Here is a 25,973-nt window from a genome sequence, read left to right on the forward strand (position 1 = left end):
AAATTCAAAGGAGTTTTCACTAATGACAATTAAAGCAGTGATTTTTGACTGGGCTGGCACGACCATCGACTATGGTAGCCGGGCACCCATTGTGGCTTTTCAAAAAGCCTTCGCCAATGTTGGCATTCAAATTTCTGAAGCCGAGATTCGGCAAGATATGGGGCTAGATAAGTACACTCATATTCACAAAATCATGGATTTGCCAGCTGTTCAAAACGACTGGCAAGCGCGTTTCCAAGTCTTACCGACTGAAGACGATTGCAATCAAATCTTTAGCAACTTCAAGGCAATCCTACTTAGTTCCCTGACTGAATTCGGGCAATTAAAGCCCGGTATGTCAGCCGTAATTGATTACTTGGAGTCCCACGATATTAGCTATGGCACGACTACTGGCTATGATGCTGAAATGTTAGCCTTAGTCTTACCGTTCGCGGCTAAGCAAGGCTATCGACCCACTGTCAACATCACCTCAGAACAAACTGGCGGCATTGGTCGACCAGCACCGGCAATGCTAGCGTTAGCAGCTGAACAGCTCACAATCACCGATCCAACGACCATCATGAAAATTGGGGATTCCGTTAATGATATCTTGGAAGGTAACAACGCCAATGCAGTTTCTGTGGGAATTATTGATGGTAGCAACATCATGGGGCTCTCGGAGTTAGCCTTCAACGCCCTTAGTCCCGCCGAACAAGCTGAACGTCGGGAGCACGTCACTGCCGCTTACCGGCGCGCTGGTGCTGATTACATTTTACAATCGATGGCTGAATTGCCGGCATTGCTTGATCAAATCAATCAACCGGTTGCCACTGATCATTAGCAGACAAGGAGCCCGACTTTTATGAAACAACCTTATTTACTGTTAACACCCGGCCCACTCAGTACGACAGCCAGTGTTAAGGAAGCAATGCAAATTGATTATTGTACTTGGGATAGCGACTATCGGCATGTCACTGAAACCATTCGCCAACAAATCTTAACCCTGGCTCAAGCCAATCCCCAAAACTATACGACCATCCTACTACAAGGAAGCGGTAGTTTTGGTGTCGAGGCTACCATTGGCACAGCGTTACCGCGGACTGATGCGACCTTAATGATCGCCATTAATGGTGCGTACGGGCATCGAATCAGTCAAATCGCTGAGTATTACGGTATTCCACATATCGACGTTGTCTTTAACGAAGATGAAGCCGTCGATCCGGTTCGAATCGCAGCAACCTTGGCTGATCATCCGGAGATTACCCACTTCGCAACCGTTCATAGCGAAACGACGACTGGTATTCTCAACCCAATCGAAGCACTAATGCCCATCATGCATGACCATGGGATCGTAACAATCATCGATGCCATGTCCAGCTTAGGTGGCGTTCCAATCAATGTTGATGAATTGGATTGTGACTACTTGATTAGTAGTGCTAACAAATGTGTGCAAGGTGTGCCCGGTTTTGCATTCATCATTGCGAAACAAGTGACCTTGGAACACACTGCCGACAACGCCCGTTCACTGTGTCTGGATCTCTACGACCAATGGCAAGCCATGACCAAGCAACCAGGCAAATGGCGGTTTACTTCGCCAACCCACGTGGTACACGCCTTTGCGCAAGCACTCATTGAGTTACAAGCAGAAGGCGGCGTGACACCACGCTACCAGCGTTACCGTGCTAGTCAGCGACTTCTTAGCAACGGTTTGCAAGCGCTAGGTTTTGAATTAGTAATTGATCCGGCCATTCAAGGGCCCATCATTACCTCATTCAAATACCCGAACGCCGACTTTGATTTTGCTGACTTCTATCAGTTCATCAAACAACGTGGCTTCGTCATTTATCCTGGGAAGGTTTCGAATATCCCTAGCTTTAGAATTGGCACTATTGGTGATGTTGATACAACTGATATTCAACGGCTCTTAACGATTATCGGTGATTATCAACAACTCCACCGCTAACTGTATTGCTCAATCTAAAAGGTGCGCGCCAAGGATTCAATCCTGACGCGCACCTTTTTTGACGTCCACAAAAGCGGCTTTGAAATCTATTGACGAGACTTCAAAGCCGCTTTCAATTATCAGTTAAGCGATACTAGTCACGATCATCGTAGCCATTTGGATGCTTCTGCGTCCAAGCCCATGCCGTTTCAATAATATCGTTAACATTGTCATAGTTTGGTTGCCAGCCTAGCACGTCACGCGCCTTATCACTAGCCGCAACTAACGAATCTGGATCGCCAGGCCGCCGTGGCGCTAACTTAGCAGGAATTGGTTGCCCGGTTACTTCACGAGCGGCCGCTAACATCTGTTTGTTAGAGAAACCAGTTGAAGAGCCCAGGTTAAAGGCGTTACTGTCATTACCCGCAGCCAAGTACTTCAAAGCCAAGATGTGTGCATCAGCTAAGTCGATAACATGTACATAGTCACGCACATTCGTCCCATCCGGCGTATTATAGTCATCGCCGAATATTTTGAGTTCATCGCGCTTCCCTTGCGCCACTTGCAAAATAATTGGCACTAAGTGAGTCTCAGGACCATGGTCTTCACCAATACTACCATCGGGTTTTGCTCCCGCAACGTTAAAGTAACGCAGCGCGACAAACTTAATGCCATAGGCGACATCCGCCCAGTGCATAATCTGTTCCATCATTAACTTGCTAGCGCCATATGGGTTGATTGGTAATTGTGGATCAGTTTCCTTAATTGGAATCTGCTTAGGTGTCCCATAAGTAGCGGCCGTTGATGAGAAGACGATTTGCTTCACATCATGGGCCTGCATCGTTTCAAGTAACGTAATCATCCCACCAGTATTGTTATCGAAATACTTCAGTGGCTTACTCATCGATTCTGGTACGATTGAAAAGGCGGCAAAATGCACGACAGCTTCAATATCCTCAGTATCGAAAACGTGATTTAAAAAATCCGCATCCCGCAAATCACCCTGATAAAACTTGGCCGCCGAATTAACAGCAGCACGGTGTCCCGTGACCAAATTATCAACGACCACGACGTCCGTACCGTGTTCGACTAACCGATCGACCATGTGAGAACCAATGTAGCCAGCTCCCCCTAAAACTAAAATTGACATAATGAACCTCCCCTGTATGGATGTATTAATCATAGCATATTGAATCGCTAACGACTGCAATAAAAACGTGCATTCTAATCGACCAAATCACGTCTGACGCTTTCGTTAAAAAGCAGATTGACTAACCCTCGTTACTGAATCGGTTCTGGTAATGTATGCCACTGAATCGTAACTTCACAGCACTTCTCACCATCAACTTCAATTAAATGACTCGTCGTCACTTGATCAGTCATTTCGCTCGGTAAAATGTTCGCATGAGCAGTCACCGTTTGCCCGTACTTGACTTCATTTTCATAGCGAACGTCAACGTGAACTAAATCATGTTGAAGCAAGAACGTCGCGGGTAGCGTATCTACGAGCCAATCAAAATAGTGTGCATTATTAACGTGCCGATTGGGATCAATGTCAAAGAAGCGGACATGGTACGGCTTCGTAATCGTTGTATCGGTCGCTTCAAAACTAATCGGTCGTGGCAAGCGCGGAATGCGCTTGACGACTTCCGACTGATACGGCGCGACCAGTTCTGGTAAAATTTTTACGATTCGCCGGGTCGTTTGACTCATCATGACCCAGATACTCGTAATATAGGCCAACTGTTGGCCATCGGCATCGCGAATCCAAAATTCGCGGTAAGCAAAATATGGGTTATACGCACTGCCCCGAACGGCAATCGTAACGACTTCGTCTTGGCGGGGCATCCGTGTAATATCGATGGCATATTGTGTGACGACCCAACCGACACCATGACTTTGCACCATTTCCGTCGTTAAACCAAGGGCGTCGCTTTGATCCTCTGATGCCAGTACGGCAATATCAATTAATGTCGTTAAGGTTGCGCGACCAGTGCGGTCACATTCATAATACGTAATCCGGTGCTGTTCACTGTAAAGACTCGCATTTGCGCCTAAAGTTGCCATTCATCAAGACTCCTCATCGTTGGTATTTAGTTCATGAAACTGATTATAAACGCTTTGCCGGGGAATATTCCGTCGCTTCGCAATCGTCTTAATGGCCACGTTGGGCTTATCTCCGGCTGCAATCAACGCTTCGACTTGGGCTTTGACTGGCAACTGTGCCAATTCGTCCGTTGTTTCTGGTTCATCCGTATCCGGATTACCACCGATCAAAAGGACAAATTCGCCCTTTAACTGATGATCCTGCGCCCACGTCACCATTTCAGCCAAGGTTCCACGCGCGAATTCCTCGTAACGCTTAGTCAATTCCCGGCACGCCACAATTGGCCGCGTCCCTTCACAGACGGTCGCTAGGAGGGTCAAGGTCTTGGCAACACGGAATGGCGATTCGTACAAGACCACTGTTTCATGTCGCCGAGCCAATTTAGCTAAATCAGCTTTTTGTTCATTCTTCTTACGCGGTAAAAAGCCGTAGAAATAAAATGGTTGTGGCACTAGGCCAGAAGCAATCAGCGCAGTCAGGCCGGCATTGGCACCTGGTAGTGGCACGACTGGAATATTCGCAGCAATGCAGGCTGCCACAAGTTCTTTGCCGGGATCACTGATTGACGGCATCCCCGCATCGCTAACTTGTGCTAAGTTAACGCCCGTCTGTAATTTTTCAATTAACTGGGGAATCCGTTCTTGGGTGTTATGTTCATGAAAGCTAATTTGTTTCGTTGTAATTTCAAAATGATTCAATAACTTTTGGGTATTCCGGGTATCTTCTGCGGCAATTAGGTCAACCGTTTTAAGCGTTGCCACTGCCCGATAAGTCATATCCTGTAAGTTGCCAATTGGCGTCGGTACTAAGTACAAGGTCCCGATACCCGCATGATCTGCAAAACTTTGTTGTGTTTCCAAAACGTCCTCCTAACAATCCTCTCGACCGTGACTTGTTCCTATGAGTGACTCGTGGTGAAAAGCACAAAAAGTCTGGGACTACTCCCAGACTTTTTCGACTATGCGCGTTCACGTTCACCATAAATGACTTCCAAACAAAAAACGCAGGATTCGTCATCGTCACGCCGTTTGCCGTAAAACTGGTTGCAGACGTGGAAGCCCTCATCATAGAGTTTTTCCAAGTTTTGCCGTGACTTTGAGAGCGTGGTCGTGCTAGCCGCTTTTTTCGGCAATTCATTTTCAATTTCGACCATGTGTTCACGTAAATGTTCATTTTCAATGACCAATTCCGCGTTTTTCTCTAACACCGTTGTCATATCGGCGCGTAACTTGGCCATTTTGTCTAGCATTTGTTGCATCTGTTGTTCCATCTCACCGAAACTATCGTATAAATCACGCTTATCCACGCGCTCACCCTCGTTTTCCTTTATTTAAGCGTTTGTTTGAAAAATCGGCCATAACTTTAACGTTAAGCCTTCTAAGACATTTTGAAAACTAATATTGCTAGCTAGCTGGCGCTTGGCCGTTAAAGCTAGTTCTGTCGCCGCAATCAACTGCTCATCGCTGACTTCAGCCGTTAACCCGGCCAATTCTTTTTGGTACTGACCAAAGGTTAACGCTGTCGTTGCCACCTCAAAATGTAATTGCAATAAATCTTGGAACAAGGCCGCAATCAAATCCAACATAACCAGCTGATGATCAGCGTCCTTAGCCAAACCAACTAAATTGACCTGCACAGCCACAAAACTCCGTGGATCACCCTTAACAGCCTGGTCAAACCACCGCCACAATGCTTGCGCAGCTTGCGGTAACCAATCATCCGCTAGCAACGCCTGCGCCTGGGTCACGCTATTTGTCAGGCCCCGTAACATCTGTGCTTGGTTTGGCGCAATCCCCGCCTGCTCAAACGTCTGCTGCAACGCCTGCGCATTTAATGGTGGAAATTCGATCACCTGGGTTCGTGAAATAATCGTTGGTAGCATCAGTTGCTTATTAGTCGTTAATAGCAAGGCCGTGACGTTACCACTCGGCTCCTCAATAAACTTCAGTAAACTATTAGCCGCGCTCGCTGTCATCTTCTCCGCATCGTTAATGATGAACAGTTTCCGGTTACCTTCGACCGCACTCTTAGAGAATTCAGCTTTTAAGTAACGAACCTGATCAACGTGGATTCGCTGACCTTCGGGTGCCACTGTCACAATATCCGGATGCGACCCATTAGCAATCCGGACGCACTCCTCACAAGTGCCATCTGGTTCACCATCATTAATATGCAGGCAGAACAACCGTTGCGCAATCCAATGGGCTAATTCTGGTTGCCCAGCGCCTTCCATCCCCGCGAATAAGTACGCGTGGGCCAGATGGTTCTGGGCGATGATGTGTTTAAATGCCGCTAATAAGCGGGGCTGTTTCGCCGCTAACGTTTGCGCAAATGACTCGGTTGTTGCCATTAATAATCATCCTTCATTAAAATTGGTGAAATTGTTCAATTGGTAGAACAAAGACCGTGGCGCCACCGACTTGAACTTCAACTGGATAGGCAGCTGCGCCATCCATCGTCACGTCTAGATTGACTGGTGGTGTCATAAACTGTTCCCGCGCATGACTCGTTTCTTTAATCATGGCTAAAACTTCATCCACACGGTCATCATCAATACCGATCATAAAAGTGGTATTACCTGAACGTAGGAAGCCCCCCGTCGTTGAGAGCTTCGTGGCCCGAACATTGGCTTCAATGAACTGGCTGCTCAACCGGTTACTGTCCTTATCTTGAACGATTGCAATAATTAATTTCATTGGTCTTCCCCTCCCTTGGATGCCACATAAGTCGGTAACTGTGACGCCATAATCTCTAAGGCCTGCGTCACAACTTGGTCCAATGGCTGACTTGCATCGACGCGCTTGATACGGTCAGGATGATCAGCCAGTAATCTCAAATACGCTGCTTGCACCCGGTGATGAAAACTTAAGGCTTCCACGTCCAAGCGATTAATTTCATTTTGGCGATGTTGTTGAATGCGGTTTAATCCAACGGCAGCATCTACGTCAAAATACAACGTTAAATCTGCGGTTAACCCCGCGGTCGCGAACTGATTCATATCATAAACCGCTTGTTCCCCAATACCACGACCGGCCCCCTGATAAGCGACCGAGCTATCGATGTAGCGATCACACAAGACAAGTTGGTCGTTCTGCAATGCTGGTTGAATGGTTTGAACGATATGTTGTCGCCGTGCTGCCGCATAAAGTAACGCTTCCGTACGATCGTCCATCGCCGTATTATGACGGTCTAAAATAATTTTTCGAATTGCTTCTGAGATTTGATTCCCGCCCGGTTCACGCGTCACAACTAAGCGATCCCCTAATTGTGGCTGTAATTTGGCCACAATCGCGTTTAAAGCTGACGTTTTGCCGGCACCGTCTGGCCCTTCAAAAGTAACTAATTTTCCTGTCAACATTCCCAATCCCATCTATTTTCTTATATGTAGCAATTGTACTTGATTTTGGAAGGCCTGTCTAATCCGGTTGCCACTAGTGAGGGTATTTTTTGACCGATTTTAGGGACGATAGCTACTACCAATTGTGGTTTTGATAATTTATTCGGTGAATTGCTAAAAAGTTATTGTTGCGCGAGCGATTCTGGTTCACACTGCCTCCTCATTAACAAGCAATTAACTCGCACAAACATTGACTCAATGATCGCCATATGCTCAATAAAAGACGCATTCTGTTGGCTAGTTCCAACAAATTGCGCCTGATTGTCATTATTTCGTTAAGTTAACCTTGCCATACTCAGCATTTCTAGGATTTGGGGCTACCTACCCATGGCATTACTATCGTCCTTAACCTGGATATTAGCCACCGCCGCTCGCCCACCATTATCATTAACGTACTTCAATAACGTTTCAACCGGCACACCAACATCATTGCCTGCAATGGTATCACTCGCGAAGTCCTGATCCACCGTCTCATGTCCAAAGACAAATAAATCTGGTTTTCCTACCATGCTATTTTGCGGATCATAAGCAATCATACAACTGCTTGAATTTCCATTGTAACCAATAGTACTGGTACCACGATCTGGCGTCGCCTTAAAAACGGTACCATCCTTAATAAGCTGTGATAGTGCTTGCCAATTTTTGTCCACATCATGATGAATGCCATAATACATAATCACTTTGGTCATCATTGGTTCCTCATAGAATTCCTTAATGCTAATATGATTTTCGCCAAAATCTTTACGTAAGTTTTTGATTGTCATCTGCTGACCAAGCCGACTAATTTTCTTGGCTTGGCGCGTCTGATTTGCATATTGCACGACTTGATTAACGGAAACCGTGATTGACTTTCTCGGATTAGATTCTGGTTGATAAATATTGACCATCTGGTTATTTTCCAATGTATAACAAGGATAGCCACCTAACATATCTGATTCAACATCCTTATCACCACCTTGAAAGGTCGCGTAATATGCCACGCCAGTACCTGGTCGCTTTAACTCATCAACATGTGCTTTGGAGACAATAATCGTTCCTGGGTTAGTTAGATAGGCCTGATACATACTTTGCCAAGTATGCGCGCCAATTTGATCAAAATGATGACTCGCATAGTAAGTGATTGCCAGTGCTAACGTTCTCGGTCCGATATTGGTAGTCGTCAATCGTGTACTAATCTTTCGACGAGTTGTATGGCTTTGTTGTTTAAACTGTCCTTTTGTTCGATGCACTCGGCCTTTTTTATTGATGTCTGGTTTCGTAGTCGTATGCTGTACTTGTGACTGTGAGCGTTGCCTGATTAAAAGTCCACCGCTTACGACTAATGCTATGACAGCCACAACTAATGACCACCATACTATTTTATGTTTTCTCATAATTTTACTCCACTCCGCTTAGCGTCCAAAATAATAGCCAGCCAATATTCGGATATATCCAATACTGACTAGCTATTATTAGCTCGAATTAAAATATTAAACCACTCTTTTTAACGTACTTTGCGCCGTAAGCCACGGTAGCTCAAGCCTAACAGCCCAAGTAACACGATTCCCCAAAGATTGATTGGCATAGTGGTCGATTCATCAGTTTGTGGCAACTCTGCATGCTTCGATTGGTCATTGGAGTTCCCCATCGTGCGATTATCCCGTTGCCCTGATTTAATAGCTGGTAGCAACACGCTGACCGCTTTCTTGGGCGTATTCGTATGCAAATTGACTGCCACTGCATCCGCCTGCTCTGTCTGTACTGAATCAGTATCTACTCGGCCGCCATGTGTTGCAGTCGTCTGTAATTTAGCAGGAAGTGTATTTAATTCCTTAATTGTCTTATTGGTTGTCGTTTTAGGCGTTCCAGTTTGAATATGCGCTTGTTGATCCTGTTCCACTGCCGCTGGTTGTTTTTTAACCACTTGACTGGCTAAGAAGTCGGCCACTAGCTGATCCTGTTTAGCCTTGAAGCTGTTTAAATCAATCGCCTGTTTCGTCTTTAGCGTCGCCAATTTACTCGTTTCATTGGCCTCAAAAGCAGCTAATAACTTACCATGACGTGCAGCACGTTCAACGGGCGTCTCATCATGAGCGTTGGCATAAGCAGTTTCATACGTTTGTTGTGCCTGTTTAATTGTTGCATCATGAATTGCAGTGGCCTTAGCTACAGATGCATCATAAGTTGATTGAGCTTGTTTGATAGCAGACTCTTGAGTACTCTTATTACCAGCTAATGTATCAGCATAAGTCTTTTCAGCAGATGCAATTGCTTGTTTGTAAGTCGCTTCATTTTGAGCCAACTTAGATTGTAATGCATTTACATTGGCTTGCAATGACTTATTATATGTGTCATTGATTGCAGATAATTGACTTGCAATTGATTGATTTGCAGCATTAGTAGCATCTGTCAAGGCTTTTTGAGCATTAGCAAGCGTGACTTTATCATTTGCTACAGCTTGTAATTGTGCTTTAGTAGCACCACCAGTGGTACGTGAAGCTTCAATTATTTGAGCTGAAGTTGGAGTTAATACTGTTGGAGTAGTACCTTCATTATTTGAGTAGCCGTCAAATACTAATACATAAGAAAGAATGTTAGAAGTTGCAGAATCATTATTCTTTTGAGCTGCAAACCCCATGGTTTCCATATTAGCAAAATTATTCTTATGACCCCAATTTAAAGTGGCATCTTGATAAATCATTTGAGTAATAGTATTCGCTAATTGAGCTTTTAATAATGTCATGGTTACTTTATTATCAAAATTTTCAAGGAATGACATATTTTCTTGTTCGTAAGAAATTCCATTAGAATCCGCAATATTATTTAATTCTTTGTAAGAATTAGAATCCATTGCAGTATGCTTCATACCTAATTTATTACGTTCACGCATTTTAGCGACTTCAATAGTTGCGTCTTGAGCTTGCTTGGTCCATACAATGGGATTCATACCTTGAGCTTTACGCCATGAATTTACTAAAGTTACAGCATAATCAGCTAATTCATTTTGTTGTGAATCAGTTAAACTACCAGTAATTACAGCTGAATCATCATTTTTAAGAGTTTCACCATAATATCGAATTGCGTCAGCATCAGGATTATTGGTATCATTATCTGAAAGATTGGGGTTAACAATTGATGTTGGTAAATTCTTTTCACTTTGAATATCATGTTTTCCAGTTACTGAATCAGCAGTAGAAGATGCTGGAGTGGCAGTATAAGCAGTAGTTACGTCAGCATTAGCTTTATCAACCTTAGCTTGATCAGCATTTAATTGATTATTAGCATCTGTCACAGCATTTGCATATTTCCCATCAATTTTACCAGATTGAGCTTGTTTAATAGCAGAATCCTTATCACTAGCAGCTTGTTTATCAGCAGCTTGTTTGGAAGATAATGCATTAGCATCAGCTGTATTCTTGGCAGTCACAGCTTGACTTGTCGTCATACTCTTAGTAGTAGCGGCCTGCTGATCTGCCGTTGCTTGGTCAGTTTGAGCTGTCTTAACTGCCTGCGACTGAACTTGCTTAGCAGCACTAGTCGCATTAGTTAGTTGTTGGTTTGCAACCGATATTGCGGCAGTTTTAGTATCAGCCGCTACTTGACGAACTTGCGTTGCCGTCTGTGCCGGATCTTTGGCTAATTGTGCCGCATACGATTGGGTATCCGTAATCGATTGACTGGCTGCCTGTGAAGCCACTACTGCTTGACTAGTTGCATAACTAGTAACTGCTTGGCTTGCACTGGCTTGCACACTTTCTTGGGTCGCTGGTGCCTGTGACGTCGCTGCTTGTTTCGTCGCGGTCACACCAGCCTGTTCACCATTATCCGCACGTGCAATTGTCTGATTCCCCGTTGTTACCATTAATCCACCCAGTACTAACGCTGTTGTGGAAATCACCTTACTACTTTTCATATCCTTACAAACCCCTTTTCAACTTATTCTCCAAAATGATACTTATTGGGACAACTGGCAATCACGCGTGCTAGTTGCCTTTTTTTGCATTACGATAGAAAATGGATATTACCATCACCTTGCTAACCATTACTCAAACTAAGCTACTTGTTAAATAAACATAGTTCTAATAATTAGTTATTAGAATTATTATATAACGGATATCGTTAGTTTTAAACCTATAAATAAATAATTCCGTTACTTTAGTAACATTTACCGTTATATGCATTAGTATCTCTATAAAAACATGTAAAGGGGCCTATTCAGTGGCAAGTATCGGTGAAAGAATCAAAGAATTTCGTAAGTCCCGCCACTTCACTCAGGCTGGGCTTGGTCAGCACGTCGGTTTATCCGCTCAAGTTATCTCTAATTATGAACGTGGCTACTCCACTCCAAGTGCGGAAGACATTGCTAGTATCGCAGCAGTTCTCAAGATTCCCATCTCATCACTGTATGCCACAACTAACACAGAGTTGCACGCTACCAATCTCTCGCCTTGGGCCAGTACCACTAATCGTATTGATTTGGACCAGCTACTTCAATCTAATATTCCCATGGGCTATGGCATTATGGACTGGACACAAACTGATAAAGAACGCATCCGTCACGTTATCGAAGGTGTCTTTTGGGACCGTTTTGAAGAACTTAGTAATCATGACTCCAAATAAAACATTAAAAAAATCAAAAGACGCACGCCGTAGATTTACAAAAATCAACGACGTGCGTCTTTATTTTGAAACAAGTTATCGCTTAAATCACTAACAGTCTATTTATCAATCACCGAGCGCTGAATCGTCTGGCCATGAACTTGACGTAAACGTGCTTCACGATACAGATATAAATACTTAGCCCGCGCTAAGGCGGTCTGCGTAACTAGTTCACTCGTATTATTATCATAGACCGCTTCTTGGTTCTGCTTTGCACGGTCCCAGTCCAACTTAGCGGCATTCAGGGTCGACAATAACTGTTCATCAAAAACTTCCTTGGGATGCTTGATCTTCTGTTTACGTTTAAACATGGTGGCACCTCCAATTACATTTCTTGGCGACCTTCAACGGCTTTGAATAAGGTCATTTCATCCGCATATTGAATATCACTACCAACCGACAAGCCGTGCGCCAATCGGGTCACTTTGATTCCCGCCGGCTTAACTAACCGCGAGATGTACATCGCTGTTGCTTCACCTTCAGGCGTGGCGTTGGTGGCAATAATGACTTCCTTGATGGCTTCATTTTGCTGTAGTCGTTTCAATAAGCTGGCAATGTTGATATCCTCTGGGCCCTTACCGTCAATTGGTGACAGTACCCCGTGCAAGACGTGATACAACCCATTGTATTCCTTGATCTTTTCCATTGCCATAACATCCTTGGCCTCTTCAACCACGAGGACGGTACCCTGGTCACGTGACTTATCTTTACAAATGACACACGGGTCATCTTCGGTGATATTACCGCAAATACTACAAAAATGCAGGTCCCGTTTGGCCGCAATCAGCGACTTGGCAAACTCAGTGACGTCATCACCGTTCATATCAATTGTATAAAACGCCAGCCGCGTCGCAGTCTTGCCACCAATGCCGGGCAACTTCATATAACTATCAATCAACTTAGCAATTGGTTCTGGATACTGCATGTACTTACCTCGTTTTTACTGTAATCCCTTAGTATATTTTCCCATCGTACTTTGTGTCTGTTCATCGACCTTAGTCAACGCGTCGTTCACCGCAGCAACGACTAAGTCCTGTAACATATCCACATCATCAGGATCAACAGCATCAGGGTTAATCGTAATATCCTTCATCTTCTTATCACCAGTAAAAGTGACTTTGACCATGTCGTCTGGCGCCGCACCCGTGAAGGTTTGTTCATTTAAAGCCGCTTGTTCGGCTGTCATTTGCGCCTGCATCTTCTTCATTTGCTTCATCATACTTTGCATATTGCCCATTCCACGCATCATAATTATCAGTTCCTTTCGTCTTTAGTCCGGCTGTACTTCAACTAAATCACCGAACATATTCTTAGCTTCTTCAACGACCGGTTCTTTGGCCGGTGCTTGTTGCTCTGATGTTGCACCTCCTGGCTGGTGAGTGGCCAAATAATCCTTACGAATTTGTGGCCACTGTTCTTTAGGCACACAGACAATCTTGGGTGCCTGTCCCATCAGCCGATCCAAACCATTTCCGAGTGCATCAATCAAGGTCTGGTCATCAATCGCTTTTTGATAAACAAACGCATAGTCAAACGCAACCACAACACCTTCTGAACTGGCCGCAACTGGTTGGGCCACGTGCATTAGGGCCCGCTGCGTCACACTCAAAATGTTCATTAAATCAGTCCAAACATCGCGCACCTTAATGAGATCATTCTTCGTTGCCGCTCCCAGAATAGGATAAATCTGACTGACATTAACCTTCTTAACAACCGGGCCATTACTCGACCGCGGCTTAGCCGGTGCAGGTTTAATGACACTACTACCTTGAGAACGTAACGTTTTGACCTCGCTTTGCAACTGTTCAACTTGTTGTGCCAGTTTATGCACAGTGGGATCTTCAGGGTTGACCGTTGCCGCAGCTACCGGTTGGGCGGCCGCTTGACCATCCAACTGAGCTAGTTTGACCGTCAACACTTCTAAATAAACGTCCGGGTGCGTCGTGAACCGCATTTGTTGTTGAATATCGTTCAACGTCTTGACCATCTGGTACAGGACTTCAGCATCGATTTGCTTGGCAAACGCTTCAAATTGTTGATCATCCTCACCCATCGCCACACTATCAACCATTTCAGGGGCCTGTTGATAGAGTAACACGTCACGCGTATAACTGATCAAATCTTCAATAAACCGATTGGCATCTTTACCTTCTTGTAAGATTTGTCGCATCGTCTCTAGTGCCGGCTTCGTATCATGGTCGGTGACCTCACTGACATAGTTAGCCAGCAACTGCTTGGTCACACTTCCCGTCACCATTAACGCATCATCCAACGTAACCGTGTTATCCCCAAACGAAATTACTTGATCCAGAATACTTAAAGCATCCCGCATTCCACCTTCAGCAGCCGCTGCAATGACACGGAGCGCTTTTTCATCATAGGTCACATCCTTCTCATTGAGGATGTACACCATCCGATCATAGCTATCCTTAGCCGTAATCCGGCGAAAATCAAACCGTTGCGTCCGTGAAATAATCGTTAGTGGAATCTTATGGGGTTCCGTTGTCGCTAAGATGAAGATCACGTTAGCCGGAGGTTCTTCTAACGTTTTAAGCAACGCATTAAATGCGCCAGTTGATAACATATGAACTTCGTCAATAATATAGACTTTATAGTCCGCTTGCGTCGGGGCGTACTTTGCTTTGTCCCGAATATCACGAATCTCTTCCACGCCATTATTAGAAGCCGCATCAATTTCGATGACATCATTTAGTTGCCCCTTGGTAATCGCCGTACAAGTCTCACATTCATTGCAAGGTTCCCCATCAACAAGATGGTGACAGTTAATTGCCTTGGCAAAAATCTTCGCCGCCGACGTTTTCCCAGTTCCCCGGGGACCGGTAAACAGATACGCATGACTCGTCTGGTGGGTCATAATGGCATTTTTTAGTGTCTGGGTAATCATCTGTTGCCCGACAATCTCATCAAAGCGTTGGGGACGCCAAACCCGATATAGTGCCCGATACATGCGATTCTTCCTTTCTTACATCAGTCATACTTGGTTATCATTACTTATTATAAGCCATTGTTTAAATGTCCTGAATAGTTAGCTGCTGATTGTGACGCTTCCCCACTAACAGTCAGTGTCAGTTATGCAAACTAAGCATCTAAGTATACTTGTCAACGAGTCTAAACCCAGACCTGTAACCACCCTTGTTAAGTATTCTGGTTATTCCCTCAACAAGCGATGGTTTTGACTGTCAGTCTGAAAAGCATCATCCAAATAACGTATTACTACTATAATAATAGGTAAATAACAATTAACCAACCTATCAGCACGTCCAAAACTAACACTCAACATTTAATTTAAATAAAAAGCTCTCAACCGAATGGCTAAGAGCTGTTACATTTCATAAAAACAAAAGGCACAAGATGAAGCAAACTTAGTGCTGCTTCCTTCCGGACCTGACACGATTCGTAAATCCACCCTTGCCTTTTGGCCTTGCGGCAAATACTATAATACATGATTTGCGCCACAATTACCAGCCATCGGCCTAATTTTTTTCAGCAGCTTCGCGTCGTGCTTTTTTGGCCGCCTTTTTCCGTTTACGAATCCCGCGGAAAAAGTTTTCCAACATCTCGCCGGCCGGACGTGCCATAACACGTTCATGAACCGTTACTTGATGATTTAACCGGGTATCATCCATCACCTGATACAAACTACGAACGGCGCCAGCCTTGGGATCGCGAGCACCAAAGTAAAGTTCAGGTAGCCGTGCATTAATAATGGCCCCACTACACATCAAACATGGTTCCAAGGTGACATACAGCTGACAATCTTCCAATCGCCAGCTATGCAAATACTCACAAGCTTCTTGAATCGCAATAATTTCAGCATGCATCGTTGCATCCTGACCATGCTCCCGTAAATTGTGCCCACGGCCAATAATTTCACCCTGGTGAACGATCACAGCCCCAATCGGCACTTCGCCAATTAAGTAGGCCATTCGCGCTTCATGTAACGCTTCTTGCATCCAGTCTTCCGCTGTTGGTTCCGTCACGACTATCCCTCCTTTACACTTTGTAGGATGTAATACCCTCTGTCCTTCTTAATCACCTGACAATTACCAAAGGTCATTTGCATCAATTTCTTCGCAGATGGTGCGCCCTGTTTTTTCTGTAAAACGACGGTGAGTGTCCCACCAACGACTAGCCGTGAGACAGCCCCCGTTAACATTGCATCCACCACTGCCTTGCCTGCGCGCACCGGTGGATTGGTGACAATCGCCGCATAATTAGTCGCGGTTACTTGTTGATAGACATCAGACGTAAAAATATTGGTATTCGTAATTTGGTTCAAAGCAACATTTTTACGCGCTAAGCTTAGCGCTAACTCGTTCACATCGACCATATCAACCGTTCGTTCGGGTGATTGATACGCGAGCGCCATCCCAATGGGACCGTATCCGGTTCCCAAATCTAGCATTGGGCCCGCTGGCAAATCAGTCGGATCAAACGCTGCGAGTAGTGTTCGTGAGCCGTAATCCACGGTACGCTTGGAGAAGACACCGTTGTCCGTCGTAAATTTAAACGAGTGATTAAAAATTTCAAAATTCCATTGCTTTTCATCATGCACAATATCCGGATTGTGTGTATAATAATAGTTGGTCATATTTATTTTCCTCTAAATTTCTGGTCTATATCTATGATAACTGATTCAGCGAGTGAACCACAAATAATTTAAAAAACTTTTTAGTCGGTTAAAAGCTGACACTAACACAACATCTAGGGCTTGTGATTTTTACCACACCCTAGATGTTGTGTTTTTTGATTGTTTTTTTCACCACATGTTGTATACTAAATTTATCAGAAAAACGAGTTAGGATGATGAAAAATGAAAAAAGTTACTGTATTTACTAAAAACAACTGCATGCAATGCAAGATGACTAAGAAGTTCCTCACGGCGCACAACATTGCCTTTGAAGAGAAGAACATCAATACGAATCCTGAATACGTCGATTACTTGAAGGAGCAAGGTTTCCATGCCGTTCCGGTCGTTGAAATCAATGGCGAAGACAGCATTGCTGGCTTCCGTCCTGATGCTTTAAAACAATTAGCTGTTTAGTTTGCTCACGCTTTTTTGCGTGGTTACATAGCTAGTTTACCCTTTAAAATATGCTTAACGGCCCACAATCATCAACCTACTGATTGTGGGTCGTCGATTTTGCCAGCCACAATTATACTGATAGAAAGAGGATTCCTTATGACCTTAAAAGATTTAAAAGACGTCACGTATTACGACTTAAATAATGAGATCAATATTCCCGTTAACAATCAGATTCCGCTCAACAAGGATCAGGAGGCACTTGCCGCTTTCCTTGAACAAAATGTTGAACCGAACACGATGAAATTTGATAGTCTCAAGGCCCGCTTTGACTACCTGCGTGAACACGACTATTTGGAAACCCCTACCATTGATAAGTATGATTTTAGCTTTATCGAAAAACTTTACGATTACTTGCGGTCGCAAGACTTCCACTTCAAGACGTTTATGGCGGCTTACAAATTTTATGCCCAATACGCTTTAAAGACGGATGATGGCGACTATTACTTGGAAAACTTTATTGACCGTGTGGCAATGAACGCCCTCTACTTTGCTGATGGTAATGAAGACTTGGCGATGGACCTGGCCAATGAAATCGTCCACCAACGTTATCAACCAGCCACTCCTAGTTTTCTCAATGCTGGCCGGGCCCGGCGTGGTGAATTGATTTCTTGCTTCTTGATTCAATCGACCGATGATATGAACTCAATCGGCCGGACGATTAACTCCGCGTTACAACTTTCTCGGATCGGCGGCGGGGTCGGTATTAACCTCAGCAACTTACGGGGTGCCGGTGATCCAATCAAGCATATCGATGGCGCTGCTAGTGGGGTCGTCCCCGTCATGAAATTATTAGAAGATAGTTTCTCCTACTCTAACCAGTTAGGTCAACGTCAAGGTGCCGGGGTCGTTTACCTCAGTGTCTTCCATCCTGATATCATTGCCTTTCTTTCTGCTAAGAAGGAAAACGCCGACGAAAAGATTCGGCTCAAGACGCTTTCACTCGGGGTCACCGTACCCGACAAGTTTTACGAGTTGATCAAGGCCGACGCTGATATGTATCTCTTCAGCCCTTACGGTGTTGAACGCGAATACGGGGTACCGTTCTCATATGTCGATATCACCAAAGAATACGACAATATGGTCAAGAACCCGAACATCCGTAAGACTAAGATCAAGGCGCGTGACCTTGAAAATGAAATCAGCAAGTTACAACAAGAATCTGGCTACCCATACGTCGTCAACATTGATACCGCGAACCGCGAAAATCCTATCGATGGTAAAATCGTGATGAGTAACTTGTGCTCAGAAGTGATGCAAGTGCAAACCCCATCACTAATTGATGACCAACAACAGTATGAGAAGTTGGGAACTGATATTAGTTGTAACCTTGGTTCGACTAACATTGTTAACTTAATGACCTCTCCAGACTTTGGACATTCCGTTGAAGCCATGGTGCGCGCGTTAACTTTTGTTACTGACCACTCTAACGTCGACGTCGTCCCTTCAATCCAAAAAGGGAACCGTCAAGCCCATACCATTGGATTAGGTGCCATGGGGCTCCATGCCTTTTTCGCGAAGAATCAAATGGAATACGGCAGCAAAGAAGCCGTTGACTTTACCAATATCTACTTCTTACTCTTAAACTACTGGACCTTAAAAGCTTCTAACGAAATTGCGCGTGAACGTCACGAAACCTTCGTTAACTTTGAAAAATCCAAGTATGCCGATGGTTCTTACTTTGACAAGTACACCACCCAAGATTGGCAACCAAAATATGACAAGACCGCTGCACTGTTTGACAGTATCTTCATTCCAACCAAAGCTGATTGGGAAGCCCTCAAAGAAGCCGTTATGCGTGATGGTCTCTATCATCAAAACCGGATGGCTGTCGCCCCAAATGGATCAATTTCGTACATCAACGATACGACTGCCAGCCTACACCCAATCATCAACCGGGTCGAAGAACGACAAGAAAAGAAAATTGGTAAGATTTATTATCCCGCTCCTTACCTATCTAATGATACAATTAACTATTATAAGTCAGCATACGATACTGATATGCGTAAAGTTATCGATGTCTATGCGGCTGCTCAACAACACGTTGACCAAGGAATGAGCTTGACCCTCTTCATGCGGTCAACTATTCCAGCTGGCTTATACGAATGGAAAGATGGTCGCACTGATAAGATGACCACGCGGGACTTAAACATTTTACGGAACTACGCCTACCGCAAAGGAATCAAATCGATTTATTATATTCGGACCTTTACGGATGACGATGGCGAAGTCGGTGTTAACGAATGTGAAAGCTGCGTAATTTAGTATCTTAGATCTCTAGGAGGATAACAAATGGCAACAGACTTGGCTTACTACCAAAAACTGCTCAGTAATGGCAACTATAAGGCAATTAACTGGGATCGAGTTTCAGATGCAATTGATAAAAGTACTTGGGAAAAGTTAACCGAACAATTTTGGTTAGACACCCGGATTCCAGTTTCCAACGACATGGCAGACTGGCGTGAATTGGATGATGATCACCGGTGGGTCGTGGGACACGTCTTCGGTGGCTTAACGTTACTGGATACTCTACAATCACAAGACGGTCTGCAGGCACTCCGCCGACACGTCTTAACTTCACATGAAACGGCTGTACTAAATAACATCCAGTTCATGGAATCCGTTCATGCGAAGAGTTATTCAACAATTTTCGAGACGTTAAACACTCCGGACGAAATCAATGAAATTTTTGATTGGAGTGACAGCGAAGAGTTTCTTCAATCAAAGGCTCAATGGATCTATAAACTTTACGATAACATCGATGAAGATCCATTGAAGCAAAAAGTTGCGAACGTCTTCTTGGAAACTTTCTTGTTCTATTCAGGTTTCTACACCCCGTTATACTATTTGGGTCATAACCAATTACCAAACGTGGCGGAAATCATCAAACTTATCTTACGAGACGAAAGTGTCCATGGCACCTATATCGGTTACAAGTTCCAATTAGGCTTCAAAGAACGTTCTGAGAAACAACAAGCTGAATTTAAAGACTGGATGTTTGACTTCTTATACAAGCTCTACGAGAATGAAGAAAACTATATTCACTTAGTTTACGATCAAATCGGCTGGTCTGATGAAGTCTTAACCTTCAGTCGTTACAACGCCAACAAAGCGCTAATGAACTTAGGACAAGACGCACTCTTCCCAGACACGGCGGAAGACGTTAACCCAGTCGTCATGAACGGAATTTCAACGGGAACTTCTAACCATGATTTCTTCTCACAAGTTGGGAATGGCTACCGGTTAGGTCAAGTTGAAGCCATGCAAGACACCGACTACGATATTGGTGATCCAGACGATTAATCAATATGCTAGTTAGTAAAAATGCGGCGCCTATGTGGGCCGCATTTTTGATAGCAAATTTTATCTTGGGAGTAGTTTAGAATGGCAATTCATAATATCTGTGTTTTTTGTGGGTCGAACTCTGGTTTGAACCCCGCGTTTAGTGACAAGACGGTGGCCCTTGGGCAGTATTTGGCCACTAACGATTACCAACTCGTCTATGGCGGTGGCGACCATGGTTTAATGGGGAAAGTCGCCAAAGCAACTATGGATGCTGGTGGCCGCGTTATTGGGATCATCCCGCATTTTCTGGTCGCAAGAGAACTCGCTTTTAAAGACGTGACAACTTTTATCGAAACACGCACGATGACCGAACGTAAAGAAAAGATGCTTCACCTCGCTGACGCTTTTATCGTTTTACCTGGCGGGTTTGGCACCTTTGAAGAGTTCTTACAAATGTTATCTTGGAGTCAAATGGATATTCACCAAAAGCCGATTGCGCTCTACAACATCGACGGCTTCTACGACGACCTAGTCGCCATGCTACAAAAGACCGCCGACTTAGGGTTTGCCCCCGAGGCTAACCTCGACCTATTCATTAATGGACATGATCTTGACGAAATTTTCACTGGTTTCCATGATTTCAAACATGTATTACCACCTAAGTATACGAACTAATAATCTAGCCTACACAAAGCAGCTCTAGTGCTTCTGCCACAATTAATTCAGCCCTCATCATATTAGTCGGCTGAATTCTAAAATCATCATAAAATGCCCCATCATTGCTTCTCGCAGTGATGGGGCATTTTGCTATGTCATTAACGATACTTACTTTATGACATACTATTCAGTTATTTCAATCGTTTCAACAACCACACTGGCCGGTGCCGCTCAGACTTGTGCACCCGGGTATTAACAACTTGTAGCAATTGTAAAATGGTGAAAATTAGCGAATTACGCTTTCGGTACGCAATATACTTTGGTTCCCACTCGGTCACATACTTCTCCTTGTACGACCGTAATCCCTGAAAACCATATAACTGATAGCCATATTCGTAAATTAAATGAGCAATTTTTTCTTGAATAAAACTGTAGCGTGAAACCCCTACACCGGATAATGGTGCCATTCCCATATTGAAATAGGCATAGCCATCGTCACGCGCCTGTTCAAATAGGTGCACAAAGACCGTGTCCATAATGCCGGATGGCGCCGATTTGCTTGACCGCATTAAGTCAATTGAAGTCGTCTGATGATTTCCCTGCGGCATAATATTCGCAAACGCGACAATTCGGTGGTCAGGATCATAAACAACCGCTACGGGTGCCTGATTGAGATACTGCTCATCAAAAAATCCGAGCGAGAATCCTTTTTCCGTCTCACCTGCTAACCAACTATCCGAAACAGCTCGTAATTCAGCCATAACGTCGGCACTGAACGGTGGCTGCAAGATGGCAAACTCATAGTGATCCCGGGTAAACTTATTCATTAGGGCCCGCTCACCCCGTAGCCGTTTACCAGCCAAACTAAAGTCTGCCAATTTGACGTGCCCTTCTTCACCGGTTTTGATAAAGTCAAAGCCCATTTCGTGTAGGCGCATCGTCAGCATCTCACTAATTTCGTAAAAGACTAGCGAGCAACCGTCACTATCTGCGTCATCCAATAACTGTTCCAAGGCAGCTTGTAATACCGCTTGATTACCGAATGGCTCTCCCATAATAATCAGTTTATCGGCCTTCTGTTGGTATAAGAAAACCAGTTGATCGACCCCATCGACTTGATAGTAATATGCTAACTTATCATTTAAATAAGCCAAGTGTGAGATTTCATTGCCGCCATAAGTTTCAATCACTTGTTTGACCCGAGCCGCATCCATCTTTTGACGCAATCGGGCGTTATAGCCACTCGCAAAGTAGCGGTACATAATAATCAAAATCATTGCCGCTAAGACTAACCCAATCACTCCAAATAACCAGAGCTTTTGTGATGGGAAGAACAGAGCTTCAGGAACCGCATGCCGATGATGAATTTGGGGCGCGTTATAGACCCCCACAATCGTATACAAGATAAAGGTCACCACATACACGCAGCTAACCCACAACGTTTGCCCCCACGAAAAAGCCAACCGATCACGATAATAAGCATGCCGCGATAAAGCCACTAGCGCTAGAATCACAATCAAGAAAATCACAAATTTCATCGAAATTGCATCATAAACGACGAGCCAGCGAATCGTATTCAAAATGGCAATCAGCAGCACAATCACCGTTGGCCAAAAAGCTTTTTTGACTCGACCAGCAGTTCCCAATGCCACCCCAATCAGTAAGAAGGCCATAATAATACTGCTGGCCTGATTAATAAAGAAAAAGGTGTACGGATAAAACTGTAAGAAGAGTTTATTGTTATATGCAAAGTTAGGGACCGTTGACATCAACAACATCAGAAAACCAGAAAAGTAGAGAAAAACCGTCAGTACCATCTGAGCAACACGTTGTAATGCCTGCTTAGGAATACCCGCTAAGCGCACGTTTAAGCGATGGCCGGTGTCATGGATGAATAAGACCAACCCGATGGCAAACGGGATAATATAGTAGAATAACCGGTAAAATAAGAGCCATGCGACTGCGTCTGGTCGAGAAACTCCGACCGCACCGAGGCCAAAAATCATGAAAACGTCGAATGACCCAATACCACCGGGTACCATTGACACTTCACCGACAACCGAAGCAATCACGAATAACGGCACGACCGCTGCAAAATCAATGGGTAATCCCATAAAGTTTCCAATTAATAAGAAGAACAGCACACAGCCAGTCCATTCACCAAACGACCCACTCAATAACCGAACGACGTTGCCGAGCGTAAGGCCATCGAAGAATTCCGAATCGTTGACCCGTGTAAAAATAAAGATGGCTGGAAAATACAGTGCACCACCGACGAGCCAGATCCAGTAACTGCCATACATGTTCCCAATGCCAAAGCCATAGACTAGCACGAGTGAGATCATACAATATAATGACAATCCCGAAACTAAAAACAAAGCAATCTTGGAAATGGCAAACACGATTTGTTTCTTAGTGGCTTCGCGATTATAAAAGTTAGCACGCAGTGAGGCGCCCAGCACGCCCCCAAAACCACCGATATTCGTAAATGTATTGGTGATCCATCCAGCTTTTAAGATATAGCCAAGTGAATAGTGGTTGGGTAAAAACTTTGTAATCATGACGTCATACGTCAGCATTGGTGTCACTGCGATAATACCAATCACGACCATGCTCAACAGATGCCACCAGCTTTGCGAAGCAAGCGCATTCGCCAACTGCGCGCCACTGACTTCCTTCGCAATTTTGCCGACTTCCGTAATCACAAATAACAGGACAGAGAATACAAATAATGCTTTGATGATCCCCATGCGTTTATTGAGTGCCGTCCCGATTTTCTGTAACGTTGCCTTCAAAAAAATTCCCCCATTGGTGTGTTTGTTCTATTATCGCAATCTTAGCCCGTTTATACAACCGTTATAGGTCGTTAATAACCCCCACAGGGCTGATTTGTTGCCGTATTAAGCTATGAATATTTTAAATACCTGCTACTAAATCGTTCCGAATGGGTGTTAGTCGTTAGCGCTAATTATGATTAATCGTTGAAATTAATACCATCATAAAACAATATTAATTGATTTTTAGTTACCAAGCTCGCTTTACCAGCCTTTACCGTTTATATATAATTAAAGTGATACATAAACAAGGAGGAATCTCTTATGCATCATGCAAAAAGATTCGTCGTTACACTAACGAGTCTACTCATCTTAACCGGCTGTACCACTGGTAACCAACAAGCCGCCAACCATACCAGTGTCAAAACCAAGACGGTTCGGGTTGAGAAACGGACTGCCGCTAATAAAGCCGCCTGGGCAAAAGCAAAGGCCGCTAGTCGGGCTAACGCGGCCTCAGCCAAAGTCCTTAGTTCAAACACGACCCAACTCGCAATTGCAACCAGTCAGGCAAAGCGTCAATCCGAACAACTAAAAGAAAAACATGACGACGCAACGGCCGCATCAAAATCAGCGTCACAGGCCGTCACTAAATCAGCAGCTAGTGAAACAGCCGCACAATCACGTTCCCAGTTCGCTTCGGCCGTCGCGGCGGTTAGCCAATCTAAGCAAGAGGCCAAGGCCAGCAGTCAAGCAGCTGCTCAAAGTCAACAAACTCAAACTAGTACCGCAACCACGAGTCGGCAGAATAATTTTTCTGGCGATACCGATACCGCCCAAACTGGACGTATCGTAGGTAACCGCAATTCCAAAATTTATCACGTTGAAACGGGACAAAACTACCGGATGGCCGGTAAAAATGCCATTTACTTTAGTACGGAAGACGCGGCGCGTGCCGCTGGTTACCGTAAGTCACTTCGATAGGAGGAGCTCTTCATGGCATTAATCGGCACCATCTTATTTTTTGCAACCCTGTACTGGTTCTGGCACTTACATCGTCGCTATCGGGGACATCAATGGTGGCGGCATAGTTGGCCAGCCATTATCGCATTGCTTGTCAGCTTTAGTATTCTCGGCATATCTGATGAATCCACTCAGCCAACTGTGAAGATAAAGACTGTTACTAAGACACACTTAGTAACAGCTAAGAATGACAAGCAATTGACGGCACTTCAAGCTGCCAATCGTGCTTCTGCTAGCAGCTTAAAGCAGGCTGTGAAAAAACTTTCGAGTAGTCAACAACATATTGACAGACTCAAAGTTACGAACAAGCAAGCTGGTGCAACTTTGACAACAGCACCAACCAAGGTCAATTCCGACCATAACCCAAGTAACACTGCGTTGGCTAGTAAAACTTACAACGGTCAACAAACGATCACGATTAATCAGAATCAGCCCGCATTTACCACTAAGGAGCTCAGTCTGAGTCAGGGTGCCTGGCAACAATATGGCAATTTAGACTCACTTAACCGGGTGACGGCTGCTAATGCCCTCTTAAATCAGTCACTGATGCCCAAAACTGAACGTGAATCCCTGAACGTTCGACCAACTGGTTGGCATAATAAACGCATCAGTAGCGGTTGGCTTTACAACCGCAGTCATCTGATTGGCTATCAATTAACGGGGCAAAACAACAATATCAAGAACCTCATGACCGGCACTCGTTCTTTGAATGACCCTGAAATGACGACCTATGAAAACCAAGTTGCGGCCTATTTGAAAGAAAGTCCGAAAAACTACGTCCGCTATCAAGTGACCCCCATTTTCAAAGGTAACGAACTGTTAGCCCGCGGTGTTCAAATGCGTGGTCAGTCAGTTGGTAGCAATGCTGTTAGTTTTAATGTCTATATTTTCAATATCCAGCCCGGTATGACCTTGAACTATACTGATGGCACTAGTCAGGTCAGTCACTAACGATCATTGAGCATCGTATTCAGCCTATCACGCAGCAGCCACAAAAGTGATAGTGTCCTGTCGACCAGAAGTTCAACTCAAGTGAAATTTTAAAACAAGCCCAACAGAACGCCACATAG

Annotated in this window: 25 protein-coding genes and 1 other RNA gene; 9 read left to right on the forward strand and 17 right to left on the reverse strand. The window is 44.4% G+C overall.

What is annotated here, in order from left to right; all coding sequences use genetic code 11:
* Positions 1–22 precede the first annotated feature (22 nt).
* Together phnX and phnW are read left to right on the forward strand one after the other, a co-directional pair.
* Positions 23–820: a phosphonoacetaldehyde hydrolase gene (gene phnX / locus RXV91_RS02125; RefSeq protein ID WP_316438470.1), complete on the forward strand. Its 798-nt coding sequence runs from the start codon at positions 23–25 to the stop codon at positions 818–820.
* Between the two features lie 21 nt (positions 821–841).
* Positions 842–1,942, forward strand: a complete 1,101-nt coding sequence (gene phnW, locus RXV91_RS02130; RefSeq protein WP_316438471.1) for a 2-aminoethylphosphonate--pyruvate transaminase — start codon at positions 842–844, stop codon at positions 1,940–1,942.
* A 133-nt stretch (positions 1,943–2,075) separates the two neighbouring features.
* Here phnW and galE read toward each other — a convergent pair whose 3' ends face one another.
* From galE to RXV91_RS02175, 9 genes are all read right to left on the reverse strand, one after another.
* Positions 2,076–3,071, reverse strand: a complete 996-nt coding sequence (gene galE / locus RXV91_RS02135; protein ID WP_015379869.1) for a UDP-glucose 4-epimerase GalE — start codon at positions 3,069–3,071, stop codon at positions 2,076–2,078.
* A 131-nt stretch (positions 3,072–3,202) separates the two neighbouring features.
* Positions 3,203–3,988: an acyl-ACP thioesterase domain-containing protein gene (locus RXV91_RS02140; protein WP_316438472.1), complete on the reverse strand. Its 786-nt coding sequence runs from the start codon at positions 3,986–3,988 to the stop codon at positions 3,203–3,205.
* Between the two features lie 3 nt (positions 3,989–3,991).
* Positions 3,992–4,888 (reverse strand): 16S rRNA (cytidine(1402)-2'-O)-methyltransferase, encoded by an 897-nt coding sequence (rsmI, locus tag RXV91_RS02145; protein WP_316438473.1) that lies wholly within the window; start codon positions 4,886–4,888, stop codon positions 3,992–3,994.
* A 98-nt stretch (positions 4,889–4,986) separates the two neighbouring features.
* Positions 4,987–5,334 (reverse strand): DNA replication initiation control protein YabA, encoded by a 348-nt coding sequence (locus RXV91_RS02150; protein WP_003640967.1) that lies wholly within the window; start codon positions 5,332–5,334, stop codon positions 4,987–4,989.
* Positions 5,335–5,358: 24 nt separating this feature from the next.
* Positions 5,359–6,378: a DNA polymerase III subunit delta' gene (gene holB / locus RXV91_RS02155; protein ID WP_003640966.1), complete on the reverse strand. Its 1,020-nt coding sequence runs from the start codon at positions 6,376–6,378 to the stop codon at positions 5,359–5,361.
* 16 nt (positions 6,379–6,394) lie between these two features.
* Complete coding sequence (locus RXV91_RS02160) at positions 6,395–6,724, reverse strand: cyclic-di-AMP receptor (protein WP_003640965.1); 330 nt, start codon at positions 6,722–6,724, stop codon at positions 6,395–6,397.
* The gene (gene tmk / locus RXV91_RS02165; protein WP_011101140.1) at positions 6,721–7,386 is read right to left on the reverse strand and encodes a dTMP kinase; all 666 of its coding nucleotides are present in this window, start codon (positions 7,384–7,386) and stop codon (positions 6,721–6,723) included. Before tmk ends, RXV91_RS02160 begins: the two co-directional genes overlap by 4 nt.
* 356 nt (positions 7,387–7,742) lie before the next feature.
* Entirely contained in the window at positions 7,743–8,798 is a 1,056-nt protein-coding gene (locus RXV91_RS02170) for a hypothetical protein (RefSeq protein WP_316438474.1), read from the reverse strand.
* Positions 8,799–8,908: 110 nt separating this feature from the next.
* On the reverse strand, positions 8,909–11,317 hold the full coding sequence (locus tag RXV91_RS02175) for an SEC10/PgrA surface exclusion domain-containing protein (RefSeq protein WP_316438475.1): 2,409 nt from the start codon (positions 11,315–11,317) through the stop codon (positions 8,909–8,911).
* 305 nt (positions 11,318–11,622) lie between these two features.
* On the opposite strand from RXV91_RS02175, the gene RXV91_RS02180 reads away from it, so the two are divergent.
* Positions 11,623–12,024 (forward strand): helix-turn-helix transcriptional regulator, encoded by a 402-nt coding sequence (locus RXV91_RS02180; protein WP_316438476.1) that lies wholly within the window; start codon positions 11,623–11,625, stop codon positions 12,022–12,024.
* 98 nt (positions 12,025–12,122) lie between these two features.
* Here RXV91_RS02180 and RXV91_RS02185 read toward each other — a convergent pair whose 3' ends face one another.
* The 7 genes from RXV91_RS02185 to RXV91_RS02215 all read right to left on the reverse strand — a co-directional run bounded on the left by RXV91_RS02185 (position 12,123) and on the right by RXV91_RS02215 (position 16,675).
* Positions 12,123–12,374, reverse strand: coding sequence for a YaaL family protein (locus RXV91_RS02185; RefSeq protein ID WP_003640957.1), 252 nt, complete (start codon positions 12,372–12,374; stop codon positions 12,123–12,125).
* Between the two features lie 14 nt (positions 12,375–12,388).
* The gene (gene recR, locus RXV91_RS02190; protein WP_021731235.1) at positions 12,389–12,988 is read right to left on the reverse strand and encodes a recombination mediator RecR; all 600 of its coding nucleotides are present in this window, start codon (positions 12,986–12,988) and stop codon (positions 12,389–12,391) included.
* 15 nt (positions 12,989–13,003) lie between these two features.
* Entirely contained in the window at positions 13,004–13,312 is a 309-nt protein-coding gene (locus RXV91_RS02195) for a YbaB/EbfC family nucleoid-associated protein (protein ID WP_003640956.1), read from the reverse strand.
* Positions 13,313–13,333: 21 nt separating this feature from the next.
* Positions 13,334–15,031: a DNA polymerase III subunit gamma/tau gene (dnaX, locus tag RXV91_RS02200; protein WP_316438477.1), complete on the reverse strand. Its 1,698-nt coding sequence runs from the start codon at positions 15,029–15,031 to the stop codon at positions 13,334–13,336.
* Between the two features lie 381 nt (positions 15,032–15,412).
* Positions 15,413–15,510, reverse strand: an RNA gene (gene ffs / locus RXV91_RS02205) — signal recognition particle sRNA small type.
* 47 nt (positions 15,511–15,557) lie between these two features.
* Entirely contained in the window at positions 15,558–16,064 is a 507-nt protein-coding gene (gene tadA / locus RXV91_RS02210; protein WP_316438478.1) for a tRNA adenosine(34) deaminase TadA, read from the reverse strand.
* Positions 16,065–16,066: 2 nt separating this feature from the next.
* A complete protein-coding gene (locus RXV91_RS02215; protein WP_316438479.1) occupies positions 16,067–16,675 on the reverse strand; it encodes a class I SAM-dependent methyltransferase in 609 nt (202 codons plus the stop codon).
* 222 nt (positions 16,676–16,897) lie between these two features.
* Here RXV91_RS02215 and RXV91_RS02220 point away from each other — a divergent pair, with 222 nt between their 5' ends.
* From RXV91_RS02220 to RXV91_RS02235, 4 genes are all read left to right on the forward strand, one after another.
* The gene (locus RXV91_RS02220; RefSeq protein ID WP_316438480.1) at positions 16,898–17,128 is read left to right on the forward strand and encodes a redoxin NrdH; all 231 of its coding nucleotides are present in this window, start codon (positions 16,898–16,900) and stop codon (positions 17,126–17,128) included.
* A 138-nt stretch (positions 17,129–17,266) separates the two neighbouring features.
* Positions 17,267–19,432, forward strand: coding sequence for a class 1b ribonucleoside-diphosphate reductase subunit alpha (gene nrdE, locus RXV91_RS02225; protein WP_316438481.1), 2,166 nt, complete (start codon positions 17,267–17,269; stop codon positions 19,430–19,432).
* Between the two features lie 27 nt (positions 19,433–19,459).
* Positions 19,460–20,470 carry a class 1b ribonucleoside-diphosphate reductase subunit beta gene (gene nrdF, locus RXV91_RS02230; protein WP_316438482.1) on the forward strand — a complete coding sequence of 337 codons (1,011 nt, stop codon included), beginning with the start codon at positions 19,460–19,462 and terminating at the stop codon, positions 20,468–20,470.
* Positions 20,471–20,551: 81 nt separating this feature from the next.
* Complete coding sequence (locus RXV91_RS02235) at positions 20,552–21,127, forward strand: TIGR00730 family Rossman fold protein (RefSeq protein WP_316438483.1); 576 nt, start codon at positions 20,552–20,554, stop codon at positions 21,125–21,127.
* A gap of 173 nt (positions 21,128–21,300) precedes the next feature.
* On the opposite strand, the gene mprF is transcribed toward RXV91_RS02235, so the two are convergent.
* Entirely contained in the window at positions 21,301–23,904 is a 2,604-nt protein-coding gene (gene mprF / locus RXV91_RS02240) for a bifunctional lysylphosphatidylglycerol flippase/synthetase MprF (protein ID WP_316438484.1), read from the reverse strand.
* A 303-nt stretch (positions 23,905–24,207) separates the two neighbouring features.
* Here mprF and RXV91_RS02245 point away from each other — a divergent pair, with 303 nt between their 5' ends.
* Both RXV91_RS02245 and RXV91_RS02250 read left to right on the forward strand, forming a co-directional pair.
* Positions 24,208–24,864 carry a cell surface protein gene (locus RXV91_RS02245; RefSeq protein ID WP_316438485.1) on the forward strand — a complete coding sequence of 219 codons (657 nt, stop codon included), beginning with the start codon at positions 24,208–24,210 and terminating at the stop codon, positions 24,862–24,864.
* A 12-nt stretch (positions 24,865–24,876) separates the two neighbouring features.
* On the forward strand, positions 24,877–25,854 hold the full coding sequence (locus RXV91_RS02250) for a DNA/RNA non-specific endonuclease (protein WP_316438486.1): 978 nt from the start codon (positions 24,877–24,879) through the stop codon (positions 25,852–25,854).
* The last annotated feature ends 119 nt before the right edge of the window (positions 25,855–25,973 follow it).

It is taken from the genome of Lactiplantibacillus sp. DA1 (assembly GCF_032681335.1).
Lineage (GTDB): Bacteria > Bacillota > Bacilli > Lactobacillales > Lactobacillaceae > Lactiplantibacillus.